Raw genomic sequence first — 21,964 nt, 5'->3', positions numbered from 1 at the left:
TCACTGGACGGCCCATTGCTGGTTCGTGCCGTTGCCACAGCTCCACAGCTGCGCCAGTGCGCCGTTGGCCGTCGACGATCCGGTGACCTCCAGGCACAGTCCTGACTGGACATTGGTGATCGTGCCGTTCGCGTTCACGTTCCACTTCTGGTTGCCGCCGCCGTGACAGGTCCAGATGATCACCGTCGTGCCGTTGCTGGTTCCGGCGCCCGAGGCGTCAAGGCACCGCCGCGAGTCTCCGGAGTAGACGGCCAGTTCCTGGGTGGAGGTCTGGCGGATCCACTGCTGGTTGATGCCGCCGTGGCAGTCCCAGATCTGCAGCCGTGTGCCGTTCGCGGTGGACTGGCCCGGCACGTCGAGGCACTTGTTCGCGCTCACCGCACGCACCGCGACGCCGCCACCCCCGCCCCCACCGCCGCCGCTGTTGAGCGTGTCGAGGACGGCCTGGTAGGCCTGCTTCTTCTGGTAGTTGGAGTCGAACAGCAGCGGGGTGTCGTTGGGCCGCCACGTGTGCCGGTCTGTGATGCCCCACGTGGTGATGCCGGTGCAGCGGGCGACGGCCATGCACGCCTGGGTGACCTGCCGGTACACGTTCGCCTGGCCGGAGCCGGAGCCACCGATGTCAAGCTCGGTGATCTGCAGGTCGACGCCGAGGTCGGCGAAGCGCTGCAGGTTCGCCTGGTAGCTGCTGAGGTTGGAGTTCGAGCTGAGGTGGCTCTGGATGCCGACGCAGTCGATCGGCACACCCCGGGCCTTGAAGTCCCGCACCATGTTGTAGATACCGGTGCTCTTCGCGTTGATGCCGTCGGTGTTGTAGTCGTTGTAGCAGAGCTTGGCGTTCGGGTCCGCCGCGCGGGCGGCGCGGAACGCGGCCTCGATCCAGTCGTTGCCGGTGCGCTGCAGGTTCGAGTCCCGCCGGCCGCCGCTGTTGCCGTCGGCGAACGCCTCGTTGACCACGTCCCAAGAATGGATCTGACCGCGGAAGTGGGTAGCGACCTGGGTGACGTGGTTGAGCGCCGCCGAACGCAGGTCACTGCCAGAAAGTCCCTGCGCCCAACCGGGCTGCTGTGCGTGCCAGAGCAGGGTGTGTCCCCGGACGGTCATGCCGCGGGCGCGGGCGTAGTTGACGATCTGGTCACCGCCGCCGTAGCTGAACTGGTTCCGGTTGGGTTCGGTGGCGTCCCACTTCATCACGTTCTCGGCGACGACGCTGTTGAACTCGCGGCTCAGCGTGCCCGAGTACGAGGAGTCGCCCAGGAGGTTGGGGACGACGGCGGCGCCGAAGTACCGGCCGCTCTGCGCCGCGGCGGCGCCCAGCGTGTCGGCGGCGCTGGCGGTCCCGGCGGACAGCACCAGGCAGGCCGCCGCGAGCCCGGAGGTCGTCAGGACGGCGGCGGCCGTCCTGAGGAGACCGCGCCGGCGCGCGGGTGAACTGTTGATCATCGTAACCCTCGGTTCGTCGTTGAAGTGTCGGGTTGTTCGAGAGTCCACAAGAGATCCGCCGCCCCACCGCGCTCCCAGCGGTGGGGCGGCGGCGCCTATCTCAACAGGGTGAGTTGGTTTGGGTGAGCAGACCCATCCGCCACGGACGCCGTCACCGCGGCGAGCACCGCCCGCCGCCTTCTTCTCCCCACCATCCACAGTCGACGCGACATCGGTACTCCTTTCCCTGTTGTCGCACAGGCTCAGACGCGGGTCCATCGCTGGTTGGCCTGTCCGTTGCAGGTCCACAGGATCACGGTGGAGCCGTTCGCGGTGCCTGCTCCGTTGACGTCCAGGCAGAGCCCGGAACCGGTGTTGGTGACCGACCCGTTCGGGTTGAGGGTCCACTTCTGGTTGTTCTGCCCGGTACACGGCGAGATGGTCACCCGCGCACCGCTGGTCGTGCCCTGGAGGCACTTGTCGCCGAAGACACGGATCTCCCCACCCGTCCAGGTCGTCCACTGCTGGTTCGCCGCGGTGTGGCAGTCCCAGATCAGCGCGCCCGTTCCGGTCGCGGTCGAGGCGTTGTCGACGTCCAGACAGCGTGCTGACCCCTCGCCACGGAGCCGGGCGGTTGCGCTCGCCAACAGGGAACCGCCGGACACCCGGAACGCCGACACGCCGTGCGCCGGCACACTCGCCGAGATCTGGCCGGCGGTGGTCGAGGTGCCACCGGTCCACAGGTCGGTCAACGTGAACGAGCCACCCGACAACCCGACCTGCGCGGCCGTGGTGGTGACCGTGGTGGTGCCACCACCCCGGTTGAACAGCCCGACCGCGACCGAACCGTCCGACAGCGGCTTTGCGAACACCTCGGTGTTGCCGTCGTCGCGTACCCGTCGCCCGCCCGCGCCGAGCCGGTCCTGGTTCACCGCCAACAACCTCGGGTTGCGCAGGATCGCGCTGACGTCGGCGGACATCGTGCGGATGTCGTTGCCCGCCATCAACGGAGCGGCCATGAGCGCCCACAACGCGAAGTGCGACCGCGACTCCGTCAACGTCAGCCCTGGCCGCCCGACCACCAGCATGTCCGGGTCGTTCCAGTGTGTCGGCCCGGCCTGCGCGGCCAACGGGGCGTTCACGTCGACGACGTTGCCGACACCCATCGGGTAGCTGTTGACGTTGCCGTTCTGCCAGATGTCGAGCAGGTCCTCCGTGGTCCGCCACAGGTCGGCGATCTCACCCCAGTTGTACTTGTCACCGGTGATCGCGTGGAAGCTGTTCGGGTTGATGCTGTAGACGATCGGCCGTCCCGTCGCCCGCAACGCGTCACGCATCAGCGAGAACCGGGCGACCTGCTGGTCACGCGTCCCGTCCGGGGAACACCAGTCGTACTTGAGATAGTCAACACCCCACGAGGCGAACGTGTTCGCGTCCTGCACCTCGTGCCCCATGCTGCCCGTCGATCCGGGATGTGTCCCGACCCGCTGCGCACAGGTCCGTTCGGTCGGCACCTGGTAGATCCCGAACTTCAACCCACGGCCGTGGATGTAGTCGCCCAACGCCTTCATCCCACTGGGAAACTTCGTCGGATGCGCACGTAGGTTGCCCTGGGCGTCCCGGTTCGGGTCGAACCAGCAGTCGTCCACCACCACGTACTGGTAGCCCGCGTCACGCATCCCCGAGCTGACCATCGCGTCGGCCGCCTGCCGGACCGCCGTCTCGGTGACACCGCACCCGAAGCTGTTCCAACTGTTCCACCCCAACGGCGGCGTCACCGCCGGGCTGCCTGGCGCGGCCTTGGCTGACGGTTGGTGCGGTACCAAGAGCGCCATCGCCACGACGACCGCGGCGGCGAGCAGGCGGACTGGGCGCATGCAGGGTCGCGCGGGCATCGTCGCCCCTTTCCCATCGTGTACGGGAGATTGAATGGCGGGAAACACGTCGCCAATCCAATTGACTTCTATGTGAACGCTAACACGACTTCCACTGCCAGAACAAGCTCCCGTTTACAGCTGAATTGCGAAAGTTTCGCCAATGGCAGCCTAGCAGCGGTTAGCGTGAACATCTGCCATCGACAATGGTGTACTCCAGCTATCGGGAGCGCTCCCACTAAATGGTCACCTTGATACGTTTTTATCGAAACAGGGGCACGCCACCTGACCGCGCATCGGAACGATGCGCGGGGCGAGGTGTTCGTCCGCCACGGCGGACACGGTGTTCTGCTGTTCTTCTCCTGTTCCAGGTCAGCCGCGTTGGAGTTGGAAGCGCTGGTTGGCGGCGCCGGTCGGTGTCCACTGGGAGATGCGGGCACCGTCGGCGGTCGAGGTGTTCCACACGTCCATGGCCAGGCCGCTCGGCTGGTTCACCAGGCTCACCGCGCCACCGCCCTGGTCGACCACCCGCCACTGCTGGCTGGCGGCGTTGGTGTCCGGCTGCTGGACGATGTCGGCGCCGCTGCTCGAGTTCGCCGCCTGGAGCACCAGACCGCTGTGCCGCGCCCGGATCCGGTAGAGGTCACCGCCTGAGGAGACGAAGTCGAACTGCTGGTTGAGCCCACCGTGCACGGACCACTGGACCAACAGCGCACCCGCTGACGTTGACGCACCGTTGACGTCGAGCGCCTTGCCGCTGTGCGCGGCCGTCAACCGGTAGTACACCCCGGGGACCGGCTTCGTCGGTGGGGTCGGGTCGCTGCCGAACTGGGTGAAGAACCGCCACACCTCCGGCTTGGCCCAGCTCCTGGCGCCGCTCTCACAGCCGGCGCACCCGTCCACCGGACCTTGCTGGTGACCACCGTCGAACGCGGCCCAGACGACCGGGTAGCCCGTCCGGCACCCCGAGTAGGTCGTGAGCGTGTGGGTCCGGCTGCCCGGTGCCGGCTCAGGCGGATTCTGTGCGGTGCAGCCGTTGTTGCGGACGAACCTGTCCCGCAACGATCGTCCACTTTGGATGTTGTCCGAGATGCCGTGAATTCCCATGTACGCCACGGGTTGCGTGCCACCGCTGCAGCCGCTGATCTGGCCAGGGGCCGCAATGGCCGCGACAGCGCGGAAGACGGTCGGCCTGGCACACGCCAGCGCGTAGCTCATGGCACCGCCATAGCTGAACCCCACGGAGAATACCTGTGACGTGTCGACACAGAGCGCGTTCCCGATCACCCTGATCATGTCGTCGGTGAAGGTCACGTCCTCGCCGCCCGAGTTGGCCCACCCGTTGCCGATACCCTGGGGTGCGACGAAGATCGTGGAGTTGTTGGCCTGGGAGAGCATGCCGTAGTAGGCCCAGGCGTAGCCGTCGCTCCCGCCGGACGCGACGTCGTTGGCGGTGCCGCCCCACCAGTGGAACCCGAAGGCCAACCGGTAGGGGTGGTTGTTGTCGTAGTTGTCCGGGACCTTCAGGATGAAGCCGCGGCCCTTGCCGTTGCTCTGGATCGTGTGCGTCCCGCTGGTCAGCGTCGGGGCGGTGCCACATCCGGCCGTGGCGGCGCGAGTCTGACTGCCGTACGCCGCACCCCCCACGGCGACGACCAGAAGCGCCGCGGCCACGACGGATCTGAAGAAGGATCTGTACCTCAACAGCACACAACTCCTTTGTTGTGATGACACCGTTCAGATGAATCTGATCTATTGCCGGTGAGCTGAGGCGCCCGAATCACACCATACAGCGGTCATATGACGCGACGTCAAGGGATCGCTCCCAATAAGTACGATCCATCGACTCTCGTTGCTTGCGTATGTGTCATTCGTATGGTGAACTGACCTTCCCTGCAGGGCGTTCGCCGAGCACATCCCCCCATGTAAGGAGATCCTGTGTTCGCGTCCTCGTCCACAATGGCGTGGGCCGCCGCGTTGACCGCCGCGCTGGCCGTGGTGGGCCCGGCTCCTTCCGCCTCCGCGGCCACGACCACCCTGTACGCCTCCCCGTCCGGCACCGGCACCAGCTGCTCCGCCGCCGATCCGTGCTCGCTGTCCTCGGCACAGGCCGCGGTGCGGTCGCTCACCGGCTCGATGTCCGACGACATCGTCGTGGAGTTGGCCGGCGGGGTGTACCGGCTTTCCGCGCCACTGCGGCTGACCGCGGCCGACTCCGGCACAGGCGGTCACCAGGTGGTGTGGCGGGCGGCCCCGTCGGCGCGTCCGGTGCTCAGCGGCGCCCGCGCGGTCACCGGCTGGTCGGTCGCCGACGCGGGGAAGAACATCTGGCGCGCGAACGTCGGCACCGGGATCGACTCCCGGCAGCTGTACGTCGACGGCGCGATCGCCACCCGCGCGCGGACTCAGGTGAACCGGTCCTCGTTCACCTTCACCAACTCGGGCATGACGTTCGCCGGCGGCGCACTGAGCTACCTGAACAACCTGGCCAACCAGAACCGGGTCGAGGTGGAGAGCGTCAACTCGTTCACCGACCGGTACTCGCCGGTGCAGAGCATCAGCGGGAACGTCATCACGATGCAGCAACCCGCGTGGAACAACAACACCTTCGGGTACGACACGCTCACGGCCCCGCACCGGGCCGGCCCTTTCTACCTTGCCAACGCGTACGAGTTCCTCGACTCGGCCGGCGAGTGGTACGTCAACCCGCAGGCCGGCACGCTGTTCTACATCCCGCTGGCCGGGCAGAACATGAGCAACGTCAGCGTGGAGCTGCCGGTGCTGCAGTCGCTGGTGAACGTCGGCGGCACCTACGACGCGCCCGCGCACGACATCACGTTCAGCGGGATCACGTTCACCGGCACGAGCTGGCTCGGCCCCAGCAGCAACCAGGGGTACGCGGACCAGCAGACCGGCGCCTACATGGCGGGCAACTGGAACTGGCCCGCCGACCGGCTGACGTCCTGCCAGAACGGCTGCCAACAGTTCGAGGCCGTCCGGCCGCACTGGTCCCAGATGCCCGCCGCCGTACAGGTCTCCGCCGCCCGCGGCATCACCTTCACCGACTCCGCGTTCGTCAACCTGGGACAGACGGCCATCGGCATCGGCAACGACACAGGCGCACACGCCAGCGGTGTCGGCCTCGGCGCGAGTGACATCACGGTCACCCGGTCCGAGATCGCCAGGAACTCGGCCGGCGGCATCATCGCCGGCGGCGTCCGCGCCGACGCGCACCACCCGAGCGACCAGCGGATGGTCAACCGGAACATCACCGTCACCGACAACCGCATCCACGACCTCGGCGTGGAGTACCGGGGCAACGTGTCGGTCCTGACCACCTACGTCACGACCACCGACGTGTCGCACAACGAGGTCTACAACATGCCGTACTCCGGCATGTCCATCGGCTACGGCTGGGGCAGCAACGACGCGGGCGGCAGCGACCACTACGCGGGCCGCGGCCTGTACAACTTCCAGCCGAGGTACTCGACGCCCACCACCGCGTCGGGAAACAAGCTCGTCAACAACTACGTCCACGACGTCATGCAGCAGATGAACGACGGCGGCTGCATCTACACGCTGGCGTGGAACCCGAACGCGGTGATCAGCGGCAACCACTGCCTGCGCACCAACGGCTACTTCGGGATCTACTTCGACGAAGGCTCGAAGTACTACACCGCGACCAACAACGTCTTCTCCGCCACCGGCACGTGGGCCACCGCCAACTACTGGGGTGGGGAGAACATGGGCAACTGGACGGTCACCAACAACTGGTCGACCAACGGCAGCACCAACGTCACCAACGGCGACCGAGGCAACGTCGTGTCCGGCAACGTCACGGTCACCAATGGCAACTGGCCGGCCGGCGCCCAGGCCGTGATGGCGAACGCCGGGCCTCGAACCGGCGGCAACCCGCAGGCCGGCGCGATCGTGGGTGGACAGTCGGGCCGCTGCGTCGACGTCGACGGCACGGCCAACAACGCCAGGGCGCGGCTCTGGGACTGCAACGGCGGCACCAGCCAACGATGGACCTACACCGCCGGCAAGCAACTCGTCGTGTACGGCAACAAGTGCCTCGACGCGTCCGGGGCGGGGACCGCCAACGGCACCGCGGCGATCATCTGGGACTGCCACGGCGGCACCAACCAGCAGTGGAACGTCAATGCCAACGGCACGATCACCGGCGTGCAGTCCGGCCTGTGCCTCGACGCCAGCGGCAACGGCACCGCGAACGGCACCCTGCTCCATCTCTGGTCGTGTCATGGCGGAACGAACCAGCAGTGGAGCCTGCGATGAGGAAACGGACACTGTGGACGGTCGCCCTGGCAGCGGGACTGGTGTTGTCGGGCTGCGGGAGCGCCGCGGGGCCGGGCTCGTCGTCCGGCGGTGGTGAGAACAAGCTGGTCGTGTGGGACTGGAAGTCGGGGGACGACGCCGCGGCCGCCTACATCGCGAAGGCGAAGGCCGACTTCGCGAAGAAGCACACGGGCGTCACCGTCGAGTTCGTGGCCCAACCGTTCGACCAGTACTACACGCTGCTCGGCGCGGCCATCCAGGCAGGCAAAGGGCCGGACGTCATGCTGTTCAACGGCGGCGGCCAGATCCGCGACCGGGTCGACGCGCTCGTGCCGCTGGACTCCTACGTCACCGAGGACCGGGACCGCCTGGCAGGCTGGGACGCGTTCAGCAAGGACGGCAAGGCCTACGCCTCGCCGGTCACGTTGCAGGGTCACCCGATCTACTACAACAAGAAGCTCTACAAGGAAGCAGGCCTCGACGGTCCACCCGCGACCTGGAGCGACTTCGTCAGCGGCTGCGAAACGATCAGGACCACGTGTTTCGCGCTCGGCAACAAGGAAGGCATCGGCATCCAGTTCTTCCTGTCGGGCCTGGGATCCGGTGCGCTCACCGACCAGGAGTACGACGACTGGATCGCCGGGAAGCGGAACTGGACCGCGCCGAACGTGAAGCGGATCTTCCAGCTGTGGACGGAGGTCAACAGCGCGGGCCTCAACAACGAGGGGGCCAACTCGACGGCGCTGTTCAACGACGCCTTCGCGCTCTTCTCCTCTGGCAAGGCCGTCCATGTCATCGGGCTGATGTCGGATGTCGGGCACTGGAAGGACTTCGGCGAGTTCCTCGACCCGGGCGACATCGGCGTCATGCCTGCGCCGGTGATCACCGCCGGGGCGACGCCGAGCCTGCCGTACGACGGTGGCATCGGGTACGCGGTCGCGAAGTGGACCGCTGACCCGGCGCTCGCCGCCGACCTGGTTCGCTCGCTGACCTCGAGGGACGCGCTGACGGCGTTCTACGCCGACGCGGGCGCGGTCGCCGCCGACACCGGCATCGACGTGTCCAAGGGCGGACCGGCCGTCGCCGAGATCGTCTCCGGGATCTCCAGCGGCGAACCAGCCCTGCACGTGGCCCTGTCCTCGCGGACCCTCGACCTGATGGGGCGGTTGTCCCAGCAGCTGCTGAGCGGGTCGGTCACCCTCGACGAGGCGTTGGGGCAGCTCGCCGCCTCGGACAACGAAGGCTGACCGAGTGCCGACCGGGGGCACACCGTCGTCGGTCCGTCCCGCACCGGCCGGACCGACAGCCGGACCGGGCGCCCGCCTGGCCGAGCGGGCGGGCGCCCGCCCGGTGTCCCGCAGCACGAACACGGACCGCCTCGCGCCCTACGTGCTGGTGGCCCCGGCCGTGTTGGTCATCGTCGCGTTGCGGCTGTACCCGCTGGTGCTCGGCGTCAACTTCTCCTTCACCGGCGACGGTGAACGCGACGGAACGACCGTAGGGCTGGACAACTACGTGACCCTCCTGCGCGACCCGCTCTTCCTCGGCGCGCTGCGGAACGTGGGGCTTCTGGTGCTGTTGCTCCCGCTGGCGGTCGCGATTCCCGGGCTGCTCGCGACGTTCATCTACCTGCGCGTGCCGGGGCACCGGCTCTTCCGCGGCGTCTACTTCTTCCCAGCCGTGCTGTCACCGGTGATCGTCGGCGCGATCTTCAACCTGTTGCTGGCCTTCGACGGCCCCCTCAACGCCCTTCTCGACACCGTCGGACTCGGCCCGGTCGACTGGCTCGGCGACCCGGACATCGCGATCTACACGGTTGTCGGCGTCCACGTCTGGGCCACCTTCGGGATGGCGCTGGTGGTGTTCCTCGCCGGATTCTCCACATTGGACTCATCACTGTTGGACGCCGCACGGATCGACGGCGCGGCACTGCCTCACATCATCTGGCACGTCATCATCCCGGGCCTGTCCCGCACCATCCAGTTCGTCTTCGTGACCACGATGATCGGGATGCTGACGTCGATGTTCGGGCTGCTCTACGTGATGACCAGCGGCGGCCCCGGCGGCACCACCTACCTGCCCGAGTACTACATCTGGATCCAGCAGGGCCAGATGAACCGCCCGGCACTCGCCTCGGCCGCGTCCACCGTGCTCTTCGGAGTCATGGTCGTGGTGGGACTGCTGCAGATCAGCGTGCTCCGCCGGTCCGACAGGGCGGAATGATGCGGACGAGCAGGTGGCTGGCCGCCGTTCCGATGGCCGCGCTCGCGCTGGCCACGATCTACCCGCTGGTGTTCACCACCAACGTGGCGCTCAAGACACGGCACGAGTACGTCCTCGACCGCTTCTCCCCCGCCGACTCCCCACGGTTGGACAACCTCGCCACCGCGTGGGGCAGCGTCGGCATGGCCCGCTACTTCACCAACTCGCTCATCGTGGTGACGTGTGCGGTGGCACTGCTGCTCCTGCTCGGCTCGATGGCGGGCTTCGCCCTTGGCAGGCTTCGGTTCCGTGGTTCGCGGGCGCTCTACCTCGGCTGCCTCGCGGCGTTGTTCGTGCCGTTCCAGGTCATCATGGTGCCGCTCGCCCGCACGATGGCCACCCTCGGCCTGATCGACACCCGTCCCGGGCTGGTCCTCGCCTACGTCGCGCAGTTCCTCCCGTTCACGATCTTCCTGATGGCGAGCTACTACGCGCACGTCCCGGCGGAGATCGTCGACGCGGCCAGGATCGACGGCAACACCCTGGTCGGCGTCTACCGGCGGGTCATGCTGCCGATCGGCGCCCCGGCACTGATCTCGGTCGGCATCCTCAACGCCCTGTTCTGCTGGAACGACGTGCTCATCGCCCTGCTGATGATGCCGTCCGCCGAGAACCGCACCCTCATGGTGGGGGTCACCTCGCTCCGCGGGCAGTACTCGGACGACATCCCGACCTTCGCCGCAGGCGTCCTGATCGCCGCCGTGCCCGTGCTGGTGATCTACCTGTTCTTCCAGCGCCACATCGCGGAAGGCGTCACGGCCGGTTCCACGAAAGGCTGACATGCGGATCACCGGGTTTCGAAGCCTGAACACGGTCCAGGAATGGGGCCGGCCGGTCGGTGACGCCAACGGCGTCTTCGCCGACGGGCTCATCCCCGTACCGATCATCCTGGTGGACACCGATGTGGGGATCACGGGCGTGGGTTTCGGCCCGCACGCGGGCGCCGAGACGGTCTTCGCCGCCATCGACGGCGAGGATCCGCGCGGCGTCACGGCACTCTACGACCGCATGCTGCGGCAGACGTTCAAGGCCGGCCACGCGGGAGCGGTGTTCGGCACCATCGGCGCGTTCGACACCGCGCTGTGGGACATCAAGGCCCAGGCCGCGGGCGAACCGCTCTGGCGTCTGCTGGGCGGCCGTGACCGCACGGTGCCCGCGTACGCGTCCGGTTTGGACATCGGCCTCACCGACGCCGAACTCGTTGGGGTGTACCAGACCTACGCCGAGCACGGCCTGCGCGCCGCCAAGCTCAAGGGCGGCTTGGACGTCGACCGGGACCGGCACCGGCTGACCCTGGTACGCGAGGTCCTGACCGACGCCGACGCCGGCCGGGGACCGCGCCCCGCCATGATGCTCGACGCGAACGAGGCGTGGTCCCGCAAACAGGCCGTCCGCCATGTGTCCGAACTGGAACGCAGCCTCGACCTCACCTGGGTCGAGGAACCCGTCCGCCGCTGGGACGCCGAAGGCATGGCCGTCGTCGGCAGAGGCATCCGGGCCTCGGTGGCCAGCGGGGAGAACCTCACCGGCCTCGAACAGTTCCGCCCACTGCTCGCCGCCGGAGCGATCGACATCGTCCAGACGGGCGCGGTCTGGGGCATCTCCCACTTCCTGCGGGTCGCCACCCTGGCCCACGCACACGACCTACCGGTCAGCCCGGTCGGGAACACCTCCGTCGGCCTCCTGCACGCCGCGACCGCGACACCGAACCACCTGGTCAGCGAACTGCAGGACCTCCACCCACCGGTCGGCGTCTACCTCGACCTATACGTCGAGGACGGCCAGTTCGTCCTCGGCGACTCGACAGGCATCGGCATCCAGGTCGACGAGCACATGATCCGGACTGCCACCTGCCGACCGGGCACCCCGACACGCGACGGCCCGAACGTCCGACCGGAGTCCGCCGGACGCCGACTGCTTGCCACGACGGACGACGCCCCCGTCCCACACCACCTGAGCGCTCTTCGGTCACTTCCACTCCGTCCGGCGGACAAGGCACCGCAGAACACCCAGCCCCACGCCAGTCCCCTGTCGGACCGGTAGTAACCAGTGTGCGCGGCATTGCCCGCGGCTGGATCTGACCATGTGGTGAGTCACGGCCGAGGGCGTGGGCACCGGCGCCGGGATGAACAAGATCGAGACGGGTCTTCCGGGCCTCCGCGAGCATCTCGCCGGTTTCACCGCGTAGCGGCGGCGTTCACGGAGATGTACGCTGCAGGGGCATTGATCAAGGAGTAACTGGGGGTTGCCATGTCCTTGTTTCGTCATGCTCTCGTCGCCTTCGCGACACTCGTTCTCACACTCGGTCTAACGCCCGCCGTCCAGGCGACGACCGACGACGTGAACATCCTGGCGTCCGTCAGGATCATCAACCTCCACACCGGCCGCTGCCTCGCGATCCAGGGGTCCAACAACGTCAACGGCTCACCGGCGTTCCAGTACGACTGCATCGGCAGCGCGGCGGACCAGCACTGGAACATCGAGTACATCACCCCTGGGCGGAGCCGGATCCGCAACGCGTACACCGGCAGGTGTCTCGCGGTCCGGGGCGCGAACAACGTCAACGGCGCACCCGCCTTCCAGCACGACTGCGCCGGCTACGAGGACCAGAACTGGAACATCTTCGACGAGGGAAGTGGCGGCCGGTACGTGAGGATCCAGAACTCCTACACCCAGCGTTGCCTCATCATCCGGGGTGCCGACAACTACAACGGCTCACCGGCGTTCCAGTTCGACTGCCTGAACTACCCGGACCAGAAGTGGGTGTTCCAGACGGTCTGAGACACGAGCTCCGCAGGCGGGCGAGCCGCTAACCTCCGTGTCCTGTCCGGCTGAAGTTTGCCGGGTGCGGATCCAGATCGCGGGACGACGGTCGGTTCTACCGGCATTCATCATGCGCGAACTGGTCCACGTCTCAGAGACGAAGCTTCGGCAACTGTCACCGGATCTGCCGAAAGGATCGAACCGCCTACGGGACATGGAAGCCGAGGTCAAGACATCGTTAGGCGGGTTCAAGGTCGGCAAGGCCGCGCAGGAGTCGGACCCTGGGCTCGCCGCAGCGGTAGCAGCCCTGGAGAGTTCGTCCCGGGCACCTGGGTGGTTCACAGACCCCGCGGTCCACCCAGGCCGGTGGATGCCGCCCCTGAGCTATGGCGAGACCAACAGCGCGGTGGTCTTCCTCGATGACGACGTGTTCCACGAACGTCTTCTTCGAACACTCGACGGTGAAGCACACGAACCGTCGCGCCCGCATAACAAGCACCGTGCGTCGACCAACCGCTGGAAGGTCGGTCAACGACCGCGAGTACCGCCCATGCACCCTCGCCGACCACGCCGCGCACGCTGGGCAGTTCGCTCCGGCGGCGTCGGAGCGAACGGTCATCCACAGCTCCCCAGGGTCGATGTGAAGGTCGGTCACCACCACATTGGCCAAGCCCAGCAACAACGTCCCCGCGCACGGGTCCAGCTCAAAACACACGACCCCGAACGATGTCGATCAAGCCGCAAAGCAGACGTGATGGCACGATCTGGGACCTAAGACGAACACAGCGTTACGGATAGCACCGTCCCCTAAAGATATCTGCGGCCGTTCGGACGACGTGGAACGGTAGTACACGTCGCATAGCCCGTTACTCGACTTCTCGACAGCCGACGAGATCGTACGGATCGTCAGTGACGGTCGCCGGCGCTGGAACCGGGTTCGGAGTTGTCGTCCCAGTCGATCCATTCGGGCGGTGGGCGTCTTCAGGCCAGCGGGAAAACGGCCTGAAATATCAAGTGGCTTGATTAACCCTATGCAACATCATTTTTAAGTGAGTACAGCCTGCGTGCGCACCGGTAACGTGATACCCCTGCGCCAAAGTTGTTCTGGGGTTGCGCCGGAATCGGCTGACGAGGTGACCGGCGCAGAAAGTCGACGGGCTTAGTGCTCCAGCGGCATCAAGGAAATGACCGTGCAGGAGGGATTGTGGCGGCGTGGGCCGGCGCGCCAGGCAAGGGAGGCTCTCACAGTACCTGTATCGCCAGGGTCTCCCAGACGTCCAGGACGCCTGTCAACCTGTTTGAGCCGGCTTCCTGATACACGGAGGAGAAGTAATGGATCCACGGGAGGCGCACGGCGGCCGCCCGAGAATCAGTCCCAGGAGCCCTGAACGAAAGCGCCGACAACACTTCATGGACACGCACCGCAGCTTTACCCCCATCAGTTTAATTCAGCTGCACCGGACGCGCGACCGTGTCAGCACATGCTTCCACGATAGAACGGACGAAGACCAATGGCGGACAACCAGTTCACCACTCACTCAGACCTTTTCGATCTGAGTGGGAAGTACGCACTTGTCACTGGCGGCACCAGGGGCATTGGGATGATGATCGCGCGCGGCCTTCTGCAGGCGGGCGCCCGCGTCGTCGTCAGCTCACGCAAGGCAGACGCGTGCGCGGAGGCACAGCGTCTACTGTCCGAATTCGGCGACGTTCAAGCAATCCCCGCCGACCTGTCCAGGTACGACGAGTGTCAGCGCCTCGCTGATCTGGTCAAGGCCGACTCGGAACGCCTGGACATCCTCGTCAACAACGCGGGAGCGATGTGGCGCGAGCCGCTGGAGACGTTCCCGGCCGAGGCCTGGGACGCAGTGATCGACCTCAACCTCAAGTCGCCGTTCTGGCTGGTGCAGGCGCTGCTGCCCGCACTGTGCAGGGCGGGCACCGCCGATGATCCCGCGCGGATCATCAACATCGGTAGTATCGCCGCCATCCACGTCGCCGAGGCGCCCAACTACTCGTACGCCAGCAGCAAAGCGGCACTCCATCAACTCACCAGGGTGCTTGCCAGGGAACTGGGCCCACAGCACGTCACGGTGAACGCGGTAGCCCCGGGAGTGTTCCCGTCGCAGATGATGGCGGCCACGATCGATGCCATCGGCGACACGATCGCGGCGAAGGCCCCTCTGCGCCGGCTCGGCCGCGACGACGACATGGCAGGTGTCGCCGTGTTCCTCGCTAGCCGGGCCGGGTCTTACCTGACGGGCACCATCGTCCCGGTCGACGGCGGCACCGCGACGACCGCATCGGGTACCTAGGCGTCGACGCGAGGCTTTGCCGGCGGCCGACGGGCCCTCGTGAATAGCTCCAAAGTCGGGTCTCAACGGGGGTACCAGCAGTACCTCCCTTCGCCTCCGGACAGGGCCTACGGTGAAGGGGTGGCCACGATCGACCTGCGCACTGAGATCAAGGAATTCCTGAGCTCGCGTCGCGCGCGGATCACGCCCGAGCGGGCCGGACTGCCCGCCTACGGCGGCAACCGCCGGGTCACAGGTCTGCGTCGCGAAGAGGTAGCTCTACTAGCAGGGGTATCGGTCGACTACTACGTGCGTATGGAGCGCGGCAGCCTCGCCGGCGCCTCCGACGGGGTGCTCGACGCGTTGGCCTCTGCCTTGCAACTTGACGAGGCCGAGCGCGATCACCTGTTCCACCTTGCGCGGCAGTCCAGGGCGCCCGGCGGTCCACGCCGCCGGCGCCCCGCCGTGACGGTGCGTCCGACGCTTCAGCAGGTGCTCGACGCCATCACCGATGCGCCGGCGTGGATTTGCAACGGCCGTTATGACGTGCTGGCCATGAATCACCTTGCCCGCGCGCTGTATTCACCGGTGCTGGCCGACACGCGACGGCCGGCGAACACCGCGCGGTTCGTGTATCTAGATCCCGAATCGGCAAAAACGTTCTTTGTCGACTATGACCGAATCGCCTGCGATGTGGCCGCGAAGCTACGCATGGAAGCGGGCCGCAATCCGCACGACGAGGAGCTGATCGCCCTAGTCGGTGAGTTATCGACACGCAGTGAACTATTTCGGCAGCGGTGGGCATCTCAGGACGTTCGGCTCCACCGGTCCGGACGCAAGCGTGTGCACCATCCGGTAGTGGGCCAGCTCGACCTGGACGTCGAGTCGATGGAGCTGCCTGCCGAACCCGGCCTGCTCCTGACCGTCTACACCGCGCCCGCTGGCACGGCGACCGCGGACGGTCTAGCCCTGTTGGCGTCGTGGGCGGCCAGCCAGGAGAAGCTAGCGACCGAGATTCAAGCACTCAGCTGATAGTCCAACCTTTTCACACCCGCATCGCGCCGCTACCGGTACTCGAGCCGCTCAGCGACAGCGAGATTCGCGTGCTGCGTTATCTGCCGACCAACCTGTCAGCACCCGAGATCGCCAACGAACTGTCCGTCTCGCGGAATACCGTCAAGACCCACATCCGCAACCTCTACCAGAAGCTCGGCGCACACCGCCGGGCCGAGGCCGTCGCGCGCCCGCACATCGCCCAGCAGCGGGTCGGCATCCCGTAACAGATACTCGCCAGCATCTCGGCTATGGGTTCGGGGAAATCAGGTATGGCTGAAGGATGGTCTGCTTCTCCTGTTGCACCGTCACCCAGTCGTCCTTGACGATGCCGCCGGTGTCACCCGAGTTCGGGTTCCACGCCCAGTAGGTGAACGACATCCCGTCGACCCCACTGCCCGTGTACTGCATCAGGTTCTGCAGCCAGACCTTGTCGATCGGGTTGGCGAGGGTCGAGCCGAACTCCCCCATCATCAGTGGGGCGATGTTCTGCTTGTGCAGGTAACCCCAGTACTTGTCCCAGATGGCCGGCATGTTGGCGGGGTAGTTCGGGGCGTGGAACCACGTCTGGTCGAACACCGACGTGGCGTACTCGTGCGGTGAGTAGACGAGTCGGTTCGCCACCGACAGGCGTACCGGGAACTCGCCGGCCTTCGACAGGTTGCCGCCCCACCAACCGCAGTCCTCGTCGTTGCTGGGGTCGCCGTCCCAGACGTTCGACAAGCCACCGCTCGGACAGCTCACGCCCTCGACGAAGATCAGCCAGTTCGGCTGCACCGAGAGGATCGCGTTGCCGGCGCGTTCGGCCGCGAGCCGCCAGTCGCGCGTGGTGACACCGCAGCCCCAGCAGGCGCCGGTCGCGTTCGGGTTGGTGCCTTCGGCGTGCGGCTCGTTGTGCAGGTCCGCGCCGATCACCGTCGTGTTGCCGGCATAACGCTGCGCGAGGGCCTTCCAGTCGTTGATCCACGTCGACTCGGGCACCGCCGACGTGTACCAGAGGGCGGTCTGCTGGGCGCTGGTCGGCCGGTGCCGGTCGAGGATGATCCGCATGCCCTTCTGCCCGGCGTACGCGACCACCTGGTCGAGGATCTGCAACGGGGACAGGCCCACCAGGTCCGGATTGGTCCAGTCGTTGATGCCAGTCGCCACCGCGCCCGGCTTGAGCGCGTCGTTCGAGAACGGCACACGGATGGTGTTGTAGCCGAGCTGGGCCATGTGGTCGATCTGGGACTTCCACGTCACGTTCGCCCACAGGCCGTGGAAGGTCTTGTTGTCGGTCTCCATCCCGAACCAGTTGAGACCGGTCAGCCGGACCGTCGCACCGGTGCTGTCGACGATCTTGTTCCCGCTGGTGTGCAGGTAACCGGTGCCTGTACCACTCACCTGCGCGGCGGCCGCCTGCGTCGGCGCACCGCACAGTGCCAGCGTGACCGTGAGAAGGGCGAACAGAACCGTCAGCCGTTGCGTCAATGCTCTCTCCTTTGAGAAGTTGGGCAACGAGTCTGGTCAGATGAACAACAGCCCACCGCGAACGGCGCGAACCACGAACATCTCACCCCTCCGAACAGTCATTGGGAGCGCTCCCAGATTAGCTCCCGCGAGCGCCCATCACCAGTACTTCCGCGATGCCCGGAGACAGCGAGATCACCGGTGGCCCACCGTGTGGCCTGGTCAGCGTTGGTCGAACTGCACGCTCGTCGGCTGCACAACGTCCGCCCTGACGGGCAGGGGATCGACGACCAGGCGCTGCCCGTAGATGTCGGTGAGGGCGATGGCGCCGCCGCAGCCGGAACCGTCCTCGGAGAGGAAGTAGTTGTAGTCGGTACGGGACAGCTGTTTCCAGCCCGCACCCGCCCGAACCTCCAGACGCGCCAGAGGGTTGCGGTGGTTGATCACCTGGATACCGCACCAGTACTGGCTGGAGCCGACTTTGTAGCGGATGGAGATACTTCCCGTCGCGTTCGGGCTGATCAGCTTCCACGTGATCGGGATCTCCCCCAGCCTGGGCTCCGCCAGCATGGCGAACGCCTCAGCGCTCAGGTCCAACTGCCCGACCCGGCACGGGGAGGGGCAGAGGTTGGTGATCCGCACCGTCACGCTGGCGCCGTTGGCCGCCTGGACCAGGACGGTGGCACCACACGCGTTGCTGGCTTCGTAGTCCGTCTGGTTCATCGCCGCGGTCATCGGATCACTGCTCGGGTCGTACCCGCACGCACCGCTCCCGTCGGTGCTGTAGAAGGTCGCCACGCCGTCGTAGTCGACCCCCGGCTTGATCCGCCCGGACAGGGGAGCGTCGCCGGCGGGCGGTGCGGGCACCGACACGGGGGTCGAGGACGGCGTCGACGTCGGGACCGGACTGCTCGTCGTGGTCGTCGTCGCACTCAGGGACGGGGTGGTGGTGGCCGTCCGCACCGGGGCGTCTCCGTCCACATCGACCGTCGTGGCGGGACGAGCCTCTCCGCTCGTCCGGCTCGGCACGATGACCATGACCACCGCGCCCGTGGTCACCAGGAATCCGACCACCATCAAGGCGACCAACCACCGCTTGGGCACCACGACTCCTCTTCGGCTGATCGAGGCAGGCACCTTCCGGTCGCTACAGCCGCAGCGATCGTTCCACACCGACCGGTCAATCGGAAACCCTCGCCAGAAGTCACCGGGGCTCAGAAGAACACGTGCGTCAGCAGGCCTGGCGCCGCGGCCAGACCACTGTACCGGGTGATCCTGCCCAGCAGGCCCACCGCCAGGAACACGCCGGGGCGTACGCCCACCAGCCCGGCGAGCACTGTCGTGGCGCCGAAGGGCGGCAGGCCCACGAGCGCGCTCACCGCGAACACGGCGTGCAGCCAGCCCGGATGCCGCTCCGCCCGCTCCGTCGCCGATGCCATCGTCGCCGTCAGCCGGGTGCGCCAACCAGGGCGCCCGCGCTCCGGGGTCGCGTCCGGGGCAGGGCGGATGAGCGCCGGGAGGCGCAGCGCGCCCCTGGCGGCATAGAAGTGCACCAGCTTGCCGAGGACCTGGCCGGTGGCCACCGCCGCGCCGAGAGCCAGCCACGGGATGTCGGGCCGGTTGACGGCGAGACCGATGAGAAACACCTCGATGCTACCGAACGGAAAAACCGCCATGCCGAATGCCAGCACAAACCCGATACACAGCCAGTAGGCCATTCACGTCACCCTTCGGGTTGTACATCGAGTACAACAGGGCCGCGAAAAGACGGAATCGGGTGCATCCCCTGACATTCCCCGAGGTGAACCCCCTAAGGGGCATGGTCCACAATTCCGGGAATACCTAGCTCGAACGGCTATGGTCGAGCTATATCAGCGTGTCCGCCGGCCGTATAGCTCAGGCATAGGCACCACGCCCACCATTCGACCTCGCGTAGGAACCGCCATCGGTGCGGTGAAGGGAGAATGATGGACGACGACGCCGTGTTCACCTTGACCGCCGAGGAAAGCGCGCAGACCAGGTCCGTGGCGGACGGGTTGACCGGGATCCCCGCCCGCAAAGTCGACGAGCCCACGTGGGTCGACGCCTGCCGGACGGCCTCCACGGCGCTGCCGAGGCGACTTCGCGTGCGATTACGTGAGTTCCGCCGCGACCCAGGCCAGTACGGCGCGCTGCTGATCCGCAACCTGCCCGGCGCCGCCGACCGGCCGACCCCCAACGAGCCCGGTTCGGTCGAGCGGGACGCGACCGTCGGGGCCGCCGTGATCAGCCTGGTGTCGATGCAGCTTGGCGAGGTCATCGCCTACCGCAACGAGAAGTCCGGCGCGCTCGTGCAGAACGTGGTGCCGGTGCCGGGTCAGGAGACCCAGCAGAGCAACGCGGGTTCCGCTCCGCTGGAGATGCATGTGGAGAACGCCTTCCACCCGCGCAGGCCGGACTACGTCGGCCTGATGTGTGTGCGCGCCGACCACGAGCGCGTCGCCGGTCTGCAGCTCGCCTGCGTCCGCCGGGCGGTGCACGTGCTACCCGACGAGATCCGTGCCGTGCTCGCCGAGGCCCGGTTCACCACCCAGGCGCCGCCGTCGTTCGGCAGGCCGGACGACGCGGCCCCGCTGCACGCGGTGCTCACCGGCGAGCCCACCGACCCGGACGTCCAGGTCGACTTCCATGCCACCTACGGCCACGACACCGACGCCAAGAACGCACTGGAACTGTTGCGGGACGCCGTCGTCTCCATCGCCGAGACGCTGCTGCTCACGCCAGGTGACCTGGCCATCGTGGACAACCGGGTCACGCTGCACGGCCGGACGCTGTTCACTCCGCGCTACGACGGCCTTGACCGCTGGCTCTACCGGACCTTCGTGCATCTCGACCACCGGCGCTCACGCCCGATGCGAGAACTGGACGGGCACGTCCTGGCTTGAGCGCACCCGGCGAGGAGACCCGATGAGTCGGTTCGACGGCCTGATCCCCGTGCTCGTCGCCCGGCAGGCGACCGCCACCCCGGCGGCGGTCGCCGTCGTCGACGAGGCGGGCTCGCTGACCTACGCCGAGCTCGACGAGCGCGCCAACCGGCTGGCGAACCTGTTGCGCGCCAACGGGATCGGCGCCGACGGTGCGGAGACCACGGTCGGCGTGTGCCTGCACAGGGGCGTGGCGCTGGTCGTGGCGCTGCTGGCCGTGTGGCGCGCGGGTGGCGCGTACCTGCCGCTCGATCCCACCGATCCCGCCAGGCGGGTCAAGGCGATGCTCCGGGCAGCCGGCGTGCGGGTGGCGCTCACCCAGACGATCACCGACCACTTCGTGGCTGCGGCCGGTGTGCACACGGTCATGCTGGACCGCGACCTGACCGTCGCCGCGGGCCGGCCGGCGACGGAGCCCGTCGAGGTGACCGGGGACCGGGCCGCGTACGTACTGCACACCTCCGGCTCGACCGGGACACCGAAGGGCGTGGTCATCCACCACGCGGGCATCGCCAACCGGGTGCTCTGGACGGTGCGCACGCACGGCATCGGCCCGCACGACCGGGTGCTGCAGAAGACCGCGCTCACCTTCGACGCGTCCGGCTGGGAGATCTTCGCGCCGCTGGTCTGTGGCGGCACCGTCGTGCTCGCACCGACGAGTGCCGAGCGGGATCCGGCGATCATGATGCGGGTCCTGGCCGAGCGGAAGATCACGATCCTGCAGGTCGTCCCGTCGATGCTGCCCGCCCTGATCGACGAGCCCGGCTGGTCGGGCTGCGGCACGCTCCGGCTGCTGTTCTCGGCGGGCGAGCAGTTGCACGCCGAACTGGTCCACCGGTTCCTCGAACGGCTGCCGGAACCGGCCGCGGTGGACGTGTGGAACACCTATGGCCCAACGGAATGCGCCATCGACGTCACCGCACACCGCTTCGACCCGGCGCAACGGTCCGGCCCGGTGCCGATCGGCACGCCGATCGACGGGATGCGCGCCACCGTGGCGGACGAGCACGGGAAACCGCTACCGCCCGGCGCGAAGGGCGAACTGCTCGCCGGCGGCGTCGGCGTCGGGCGCGGCTACCTCGGCCGGGCGTGCCTCACCGCCGAACGGTTCGTGCCCGACCCCGCCGGCCCGGCCGGGGCACGGCTGTACCGCACCGGCGACCTCGTCCGGCAGCGCGCCGACGGGACGCTGGAGTACCTGGGTCGCATCGACCACCAGGTCAAGGTCGACGGCGTCCGGATCGAGCCAGGCGAGGTCGAGGCGGCGCTGGCCGCGTATCCCGGGATCCGCGGCGTCCACGTCACCGGCTTTCCAGCGGCCGGCGGCACACGACTCGCCGCGTACGTGCACACCGACGACGGTGACGTGCCATCGGGGCTGCACGAGTATCTCGCCGAACGGCTGCCCGGAACGCACCTGCCGGCCAGCTATCTCGGCATGACCGCGTTCCCCACGAACGGCAACGGCAAGGTCAACCGGGCCGCGCTGCCGACACCGGACCAGAGCCGGGGCCGCGTTCCGTCCCGGCCAGAGCGGATGTAGTGCCGAAATATAGCCCGCCGATCAACGCTGGACGTGTCGTGCCGC

17 protein-coding genes and 2 pseudogenes are annotated in these 21,964 nt (G+C 67.4%); 12 read left to right on the top strand and 7 right to left on the bottom strand.

What is annotated here, in order from left to right; translation table 11 throughout:
• The 3 genes from VF106_RS20535 to VF106_RS20525 form a co-directional block, all read right to left on the bottom strand.
• Positions 1-1,443 (bottom strand): endo-1,4-beta-xylanase, encoded by a 1,443-nt coding sequence (locus VF106_RS20535; RefSeq protein WP_330841378.1) that lies wholly within the window; start codon positions 1,441-1,443, stop codon positions 1-3.
• Between the two features lie 242 nt (positions 1,444-1,685).
• Positions 1,686-3,317 (bottom strand): glycoside hydrolase family 27 protein, encoded by a 1,632-nt coding sequence (locus tag VF106_RS20530; protein WP_330841377.1) that lies wholly within the window; start codon positions 3,315-3,317, stop codon positions 1,686-1,688.
• Between the two features lie 351 nt (positions 3,318-3,668).
• Positions 3,669-5,003, bottom strand: coding sequence for an RICIN domain-containing protein (locus VF106_RS20525; protein ID WP_330841524.1), 1,335 nt, complete (start codon positions 5,001-5,003; stop codon positions 3,669-3,671).
• Between the two features lie 231 nt (positions 5,004-5,234).
• Here VF106_RS20525 and VF106_RS20520 point away from each other — a divergent pair, with 231 nt between their 5' ends.
• The 7 genes and pseudogenes from VF106_RS20520 to VF106_RS50935 all read left to right on the top strand — a co-directional run.
• Positions 5,235-7,592, top strand: a complete 2,358-nt coding sequence (locus VF106_RS20520; RefSeq protein ID WP_330841376.1) for a ricin-type beta-trefoil lectin domain protein — start codon at positions 5,235-5,237, stop codon at positions 7,590-7,592.
• Positions 7,589-8,839, top strand: a complete 1,251-nt coding sequence (locus tag VF106_RS20515) for an ABC transporter substrate-binding protein (protein ID WP_330841375.1) — start codon at positions 7,589-7,591, stop codon at positions 8,837-8,839. Before VF106_RS20520 ends, VF106_RS20515 begins: the two co-directional genes overlap by 4 nt.
• A 4-nt stretch (positions 8,840-8,843) precedes the next feature.
• Entirely contained in the window at positions 8,844-9,815 is a 972-nt protein-coding gene (locus VF106_RS20510) for a carbohydrate ABC transporter permease (RefSeq protein ID WP_330841374.1), read from the top strand.
• Positions 9,815-10,633 carry a carbohydrate ABC transporter permease gene (locus VF106_RS20505; protein WP_330841373.1) on the top strand — a complete coding sequence of 273 codons (819 nt, stop codon included), beginning with the start codon at positions 9,815-9,817 and terminating at the stop codon, positions 10,631-10,633. The genes VF106_RS20510 and VF106_RS20505 overlap by 1 nt, the downstream gene beginning before the upstream one ends.
• 1 nt (position 10,634) lies before the next feature.
• On the top strand, positions 10,635-11,897 hold the full coding sequence (locus VF106_RS20500) for a mandelate racemase/muconate lactonizing enzyme family protein (protein WP_330841372.1): 1,263 nt from the start codon (positions 10,635-10,637) through the stop codon (positions 11,895-11,897).
• A gap of 207 nt (positions 11,898-12,104) precedes the next feature.
• Positions 12,105-12,635, top strand: coding sequence for an RICIN domain-containing protein (locus VF106_RS20495; protein ID WP_330841371.1), 531 nt, complete (start codon positions 12,105-12,107; stop codon positions 12,633-12,635).
• A gap of 112 nt (positions 12,636-12,747) precedes the next feature.
• Positions 12,748-12,978: pseudogene (locus tag VF106_RS50935) on the top strand (SAVMC3_10250 family protein); the annotation flags it as partial.
• A gap of 117 nt (positions 12,979-13,095) precedes the next feature.
• Here VF106_RS50935 and VF106_RS50930 read toward each other — a convergent pair.
• A pseudogene (locus VF106_RS50930) lies at positions 13,096-13,236 on the bottom strand (transposase family protein); the annotation flags it as partial.
• Between the two features lie 892 nt (positions 13,237-14,128).
• Here VF106_RS50930 and VF106_RS20490 point away from each other — a divergent pair.
• The 3 genes from VF106_RS20490 (at position 14,129) to VF106_RS20480 (ending at position 16,191) form a co-directional block, all read left to right on the top strand.
• Entirely contained in the window at positions 14,129-14,932 is an 804-nt protein-coding gene (locus VF106_RS20490) for an SDR family oxidoreductase (RefSeq protein WP_330841370.1), read from the top strand.
• Positions 14,933-15,052: 120 nt separating this feature from the next.
• Positions 15,053-15,943 carry a helix-turn-helix transcriptional regulator gene (locus tag VF106_RS20485; RefSeq protein WP_330841369.1) on the top strand — a complete coding sequence of 297 codons (891 nt, stop codon included), beginning with the start codon at positions 15,053-15,055 and terminating at the stop codon, positions 15,941-15,943.
• Positions 15,892-16,191, top strand: coding sequence for a helix-turn-helix domain-containing protein (locus tag VF106_RS20480; RefSeq protein ID WP_330841368.1), 300 nt, complete (start codon positions 15,892-15,894; stop codon positions 16,189-16,191). Before VF106_RS20485 ends, VF106_RS20480 begins: the two co-directional genes overlap by 52 nt.
• Positions 16,192-16,213: 22 nt before the next feature.
• Here the strand turns inward: VF106_RS20480 and VF106_RS20475 are convergent, their stop codons facing one another.
• The 3 genes from VF106_RS20475 to VF106_RS20465 form a co-directional block, all read right to left on the bottom strand.
• The gene (locus VF106_RS20475) at positions 16,214-17,434 is read right to left on the bottom strand and encodes a glycoside hydrolase family 5 protein (protein WP_330841367.1); all 1,221 of its coding nucleotides are present in this window, start codon (positions 17,432-17,434) and stop codon (positions 16,214-16,216) included.
• 201 nt (positions 17,435-17,635) lie between these two features.
• Positions 17,636-18,517 carry an expansin EXLX1 family cellulose-binding protein gene (locus tag VF106_RS20470; protein ID WP_330841366.1) on the bottom strand — a complete coding sequence of 294 codons (882 nt, stop codon included), beginning with the start codon at positions 18,515-18,517 and terminating at the stop codon, positions 17,636-17,638.
• A gap of 110 nt (positions 18,518-18,627) precedes the next feature.
• Complete coding sequence (locus tag VF106_RS20465; RefSeq protein WP_330841365.1) at positions 18,628-19,131, bottom strand: hypothetical protein; 504 nt, start codon at positions 19,129-19,131, stop codon at positions 18,628-18,630.
• A 249-nt stretch (positions 19,132-19,380) separates the two neighbouring features.
• On the opposite strand from VF106_RS20465, the gene VF106_RS20460 reads away from it, so the two are divergent.
• The gene (locus VF106_RS20460; RefSeq protein ID WP_330841364.1) at positions 19,381-20,337 is read left to right on the top strand and encodes a TauD/TfdA family dioxygenase; all 957 of its coding nucleotides are present in this window, start codon (positions 19,381-19,383) and stop codon (positions 20,335-20,337) included.
• A gap of 22 nt (positions 20,338-20,359) precedes the next feature.
• Positions 20,360-21,919: an amino acid adenylation domain-containing protein gene (locus VF106_RS20455; RefSeq protein WP_330841363.1), complete on the top strand. Its 1,560-nt coding sequence runs from the start codon at positions 20,360-20,362 to the stop codon at positions 21,917-21,919.
• Positions 21,920-21,964 lie beyond the last annotated feature (45 nt).

The organism is Actinophytocola sp., assembly GCF_036378875.1.
Lineage (GTDB): Bacteria > Actinomycetota > Actinomycetes > Mycobacteriales > Pseudonocardiaceae > Actinophytocola.
Note: the sequence above shows the minus strand (reverse complement) of the source record. Positions and strands in the feature narration are given on the sequence as shown.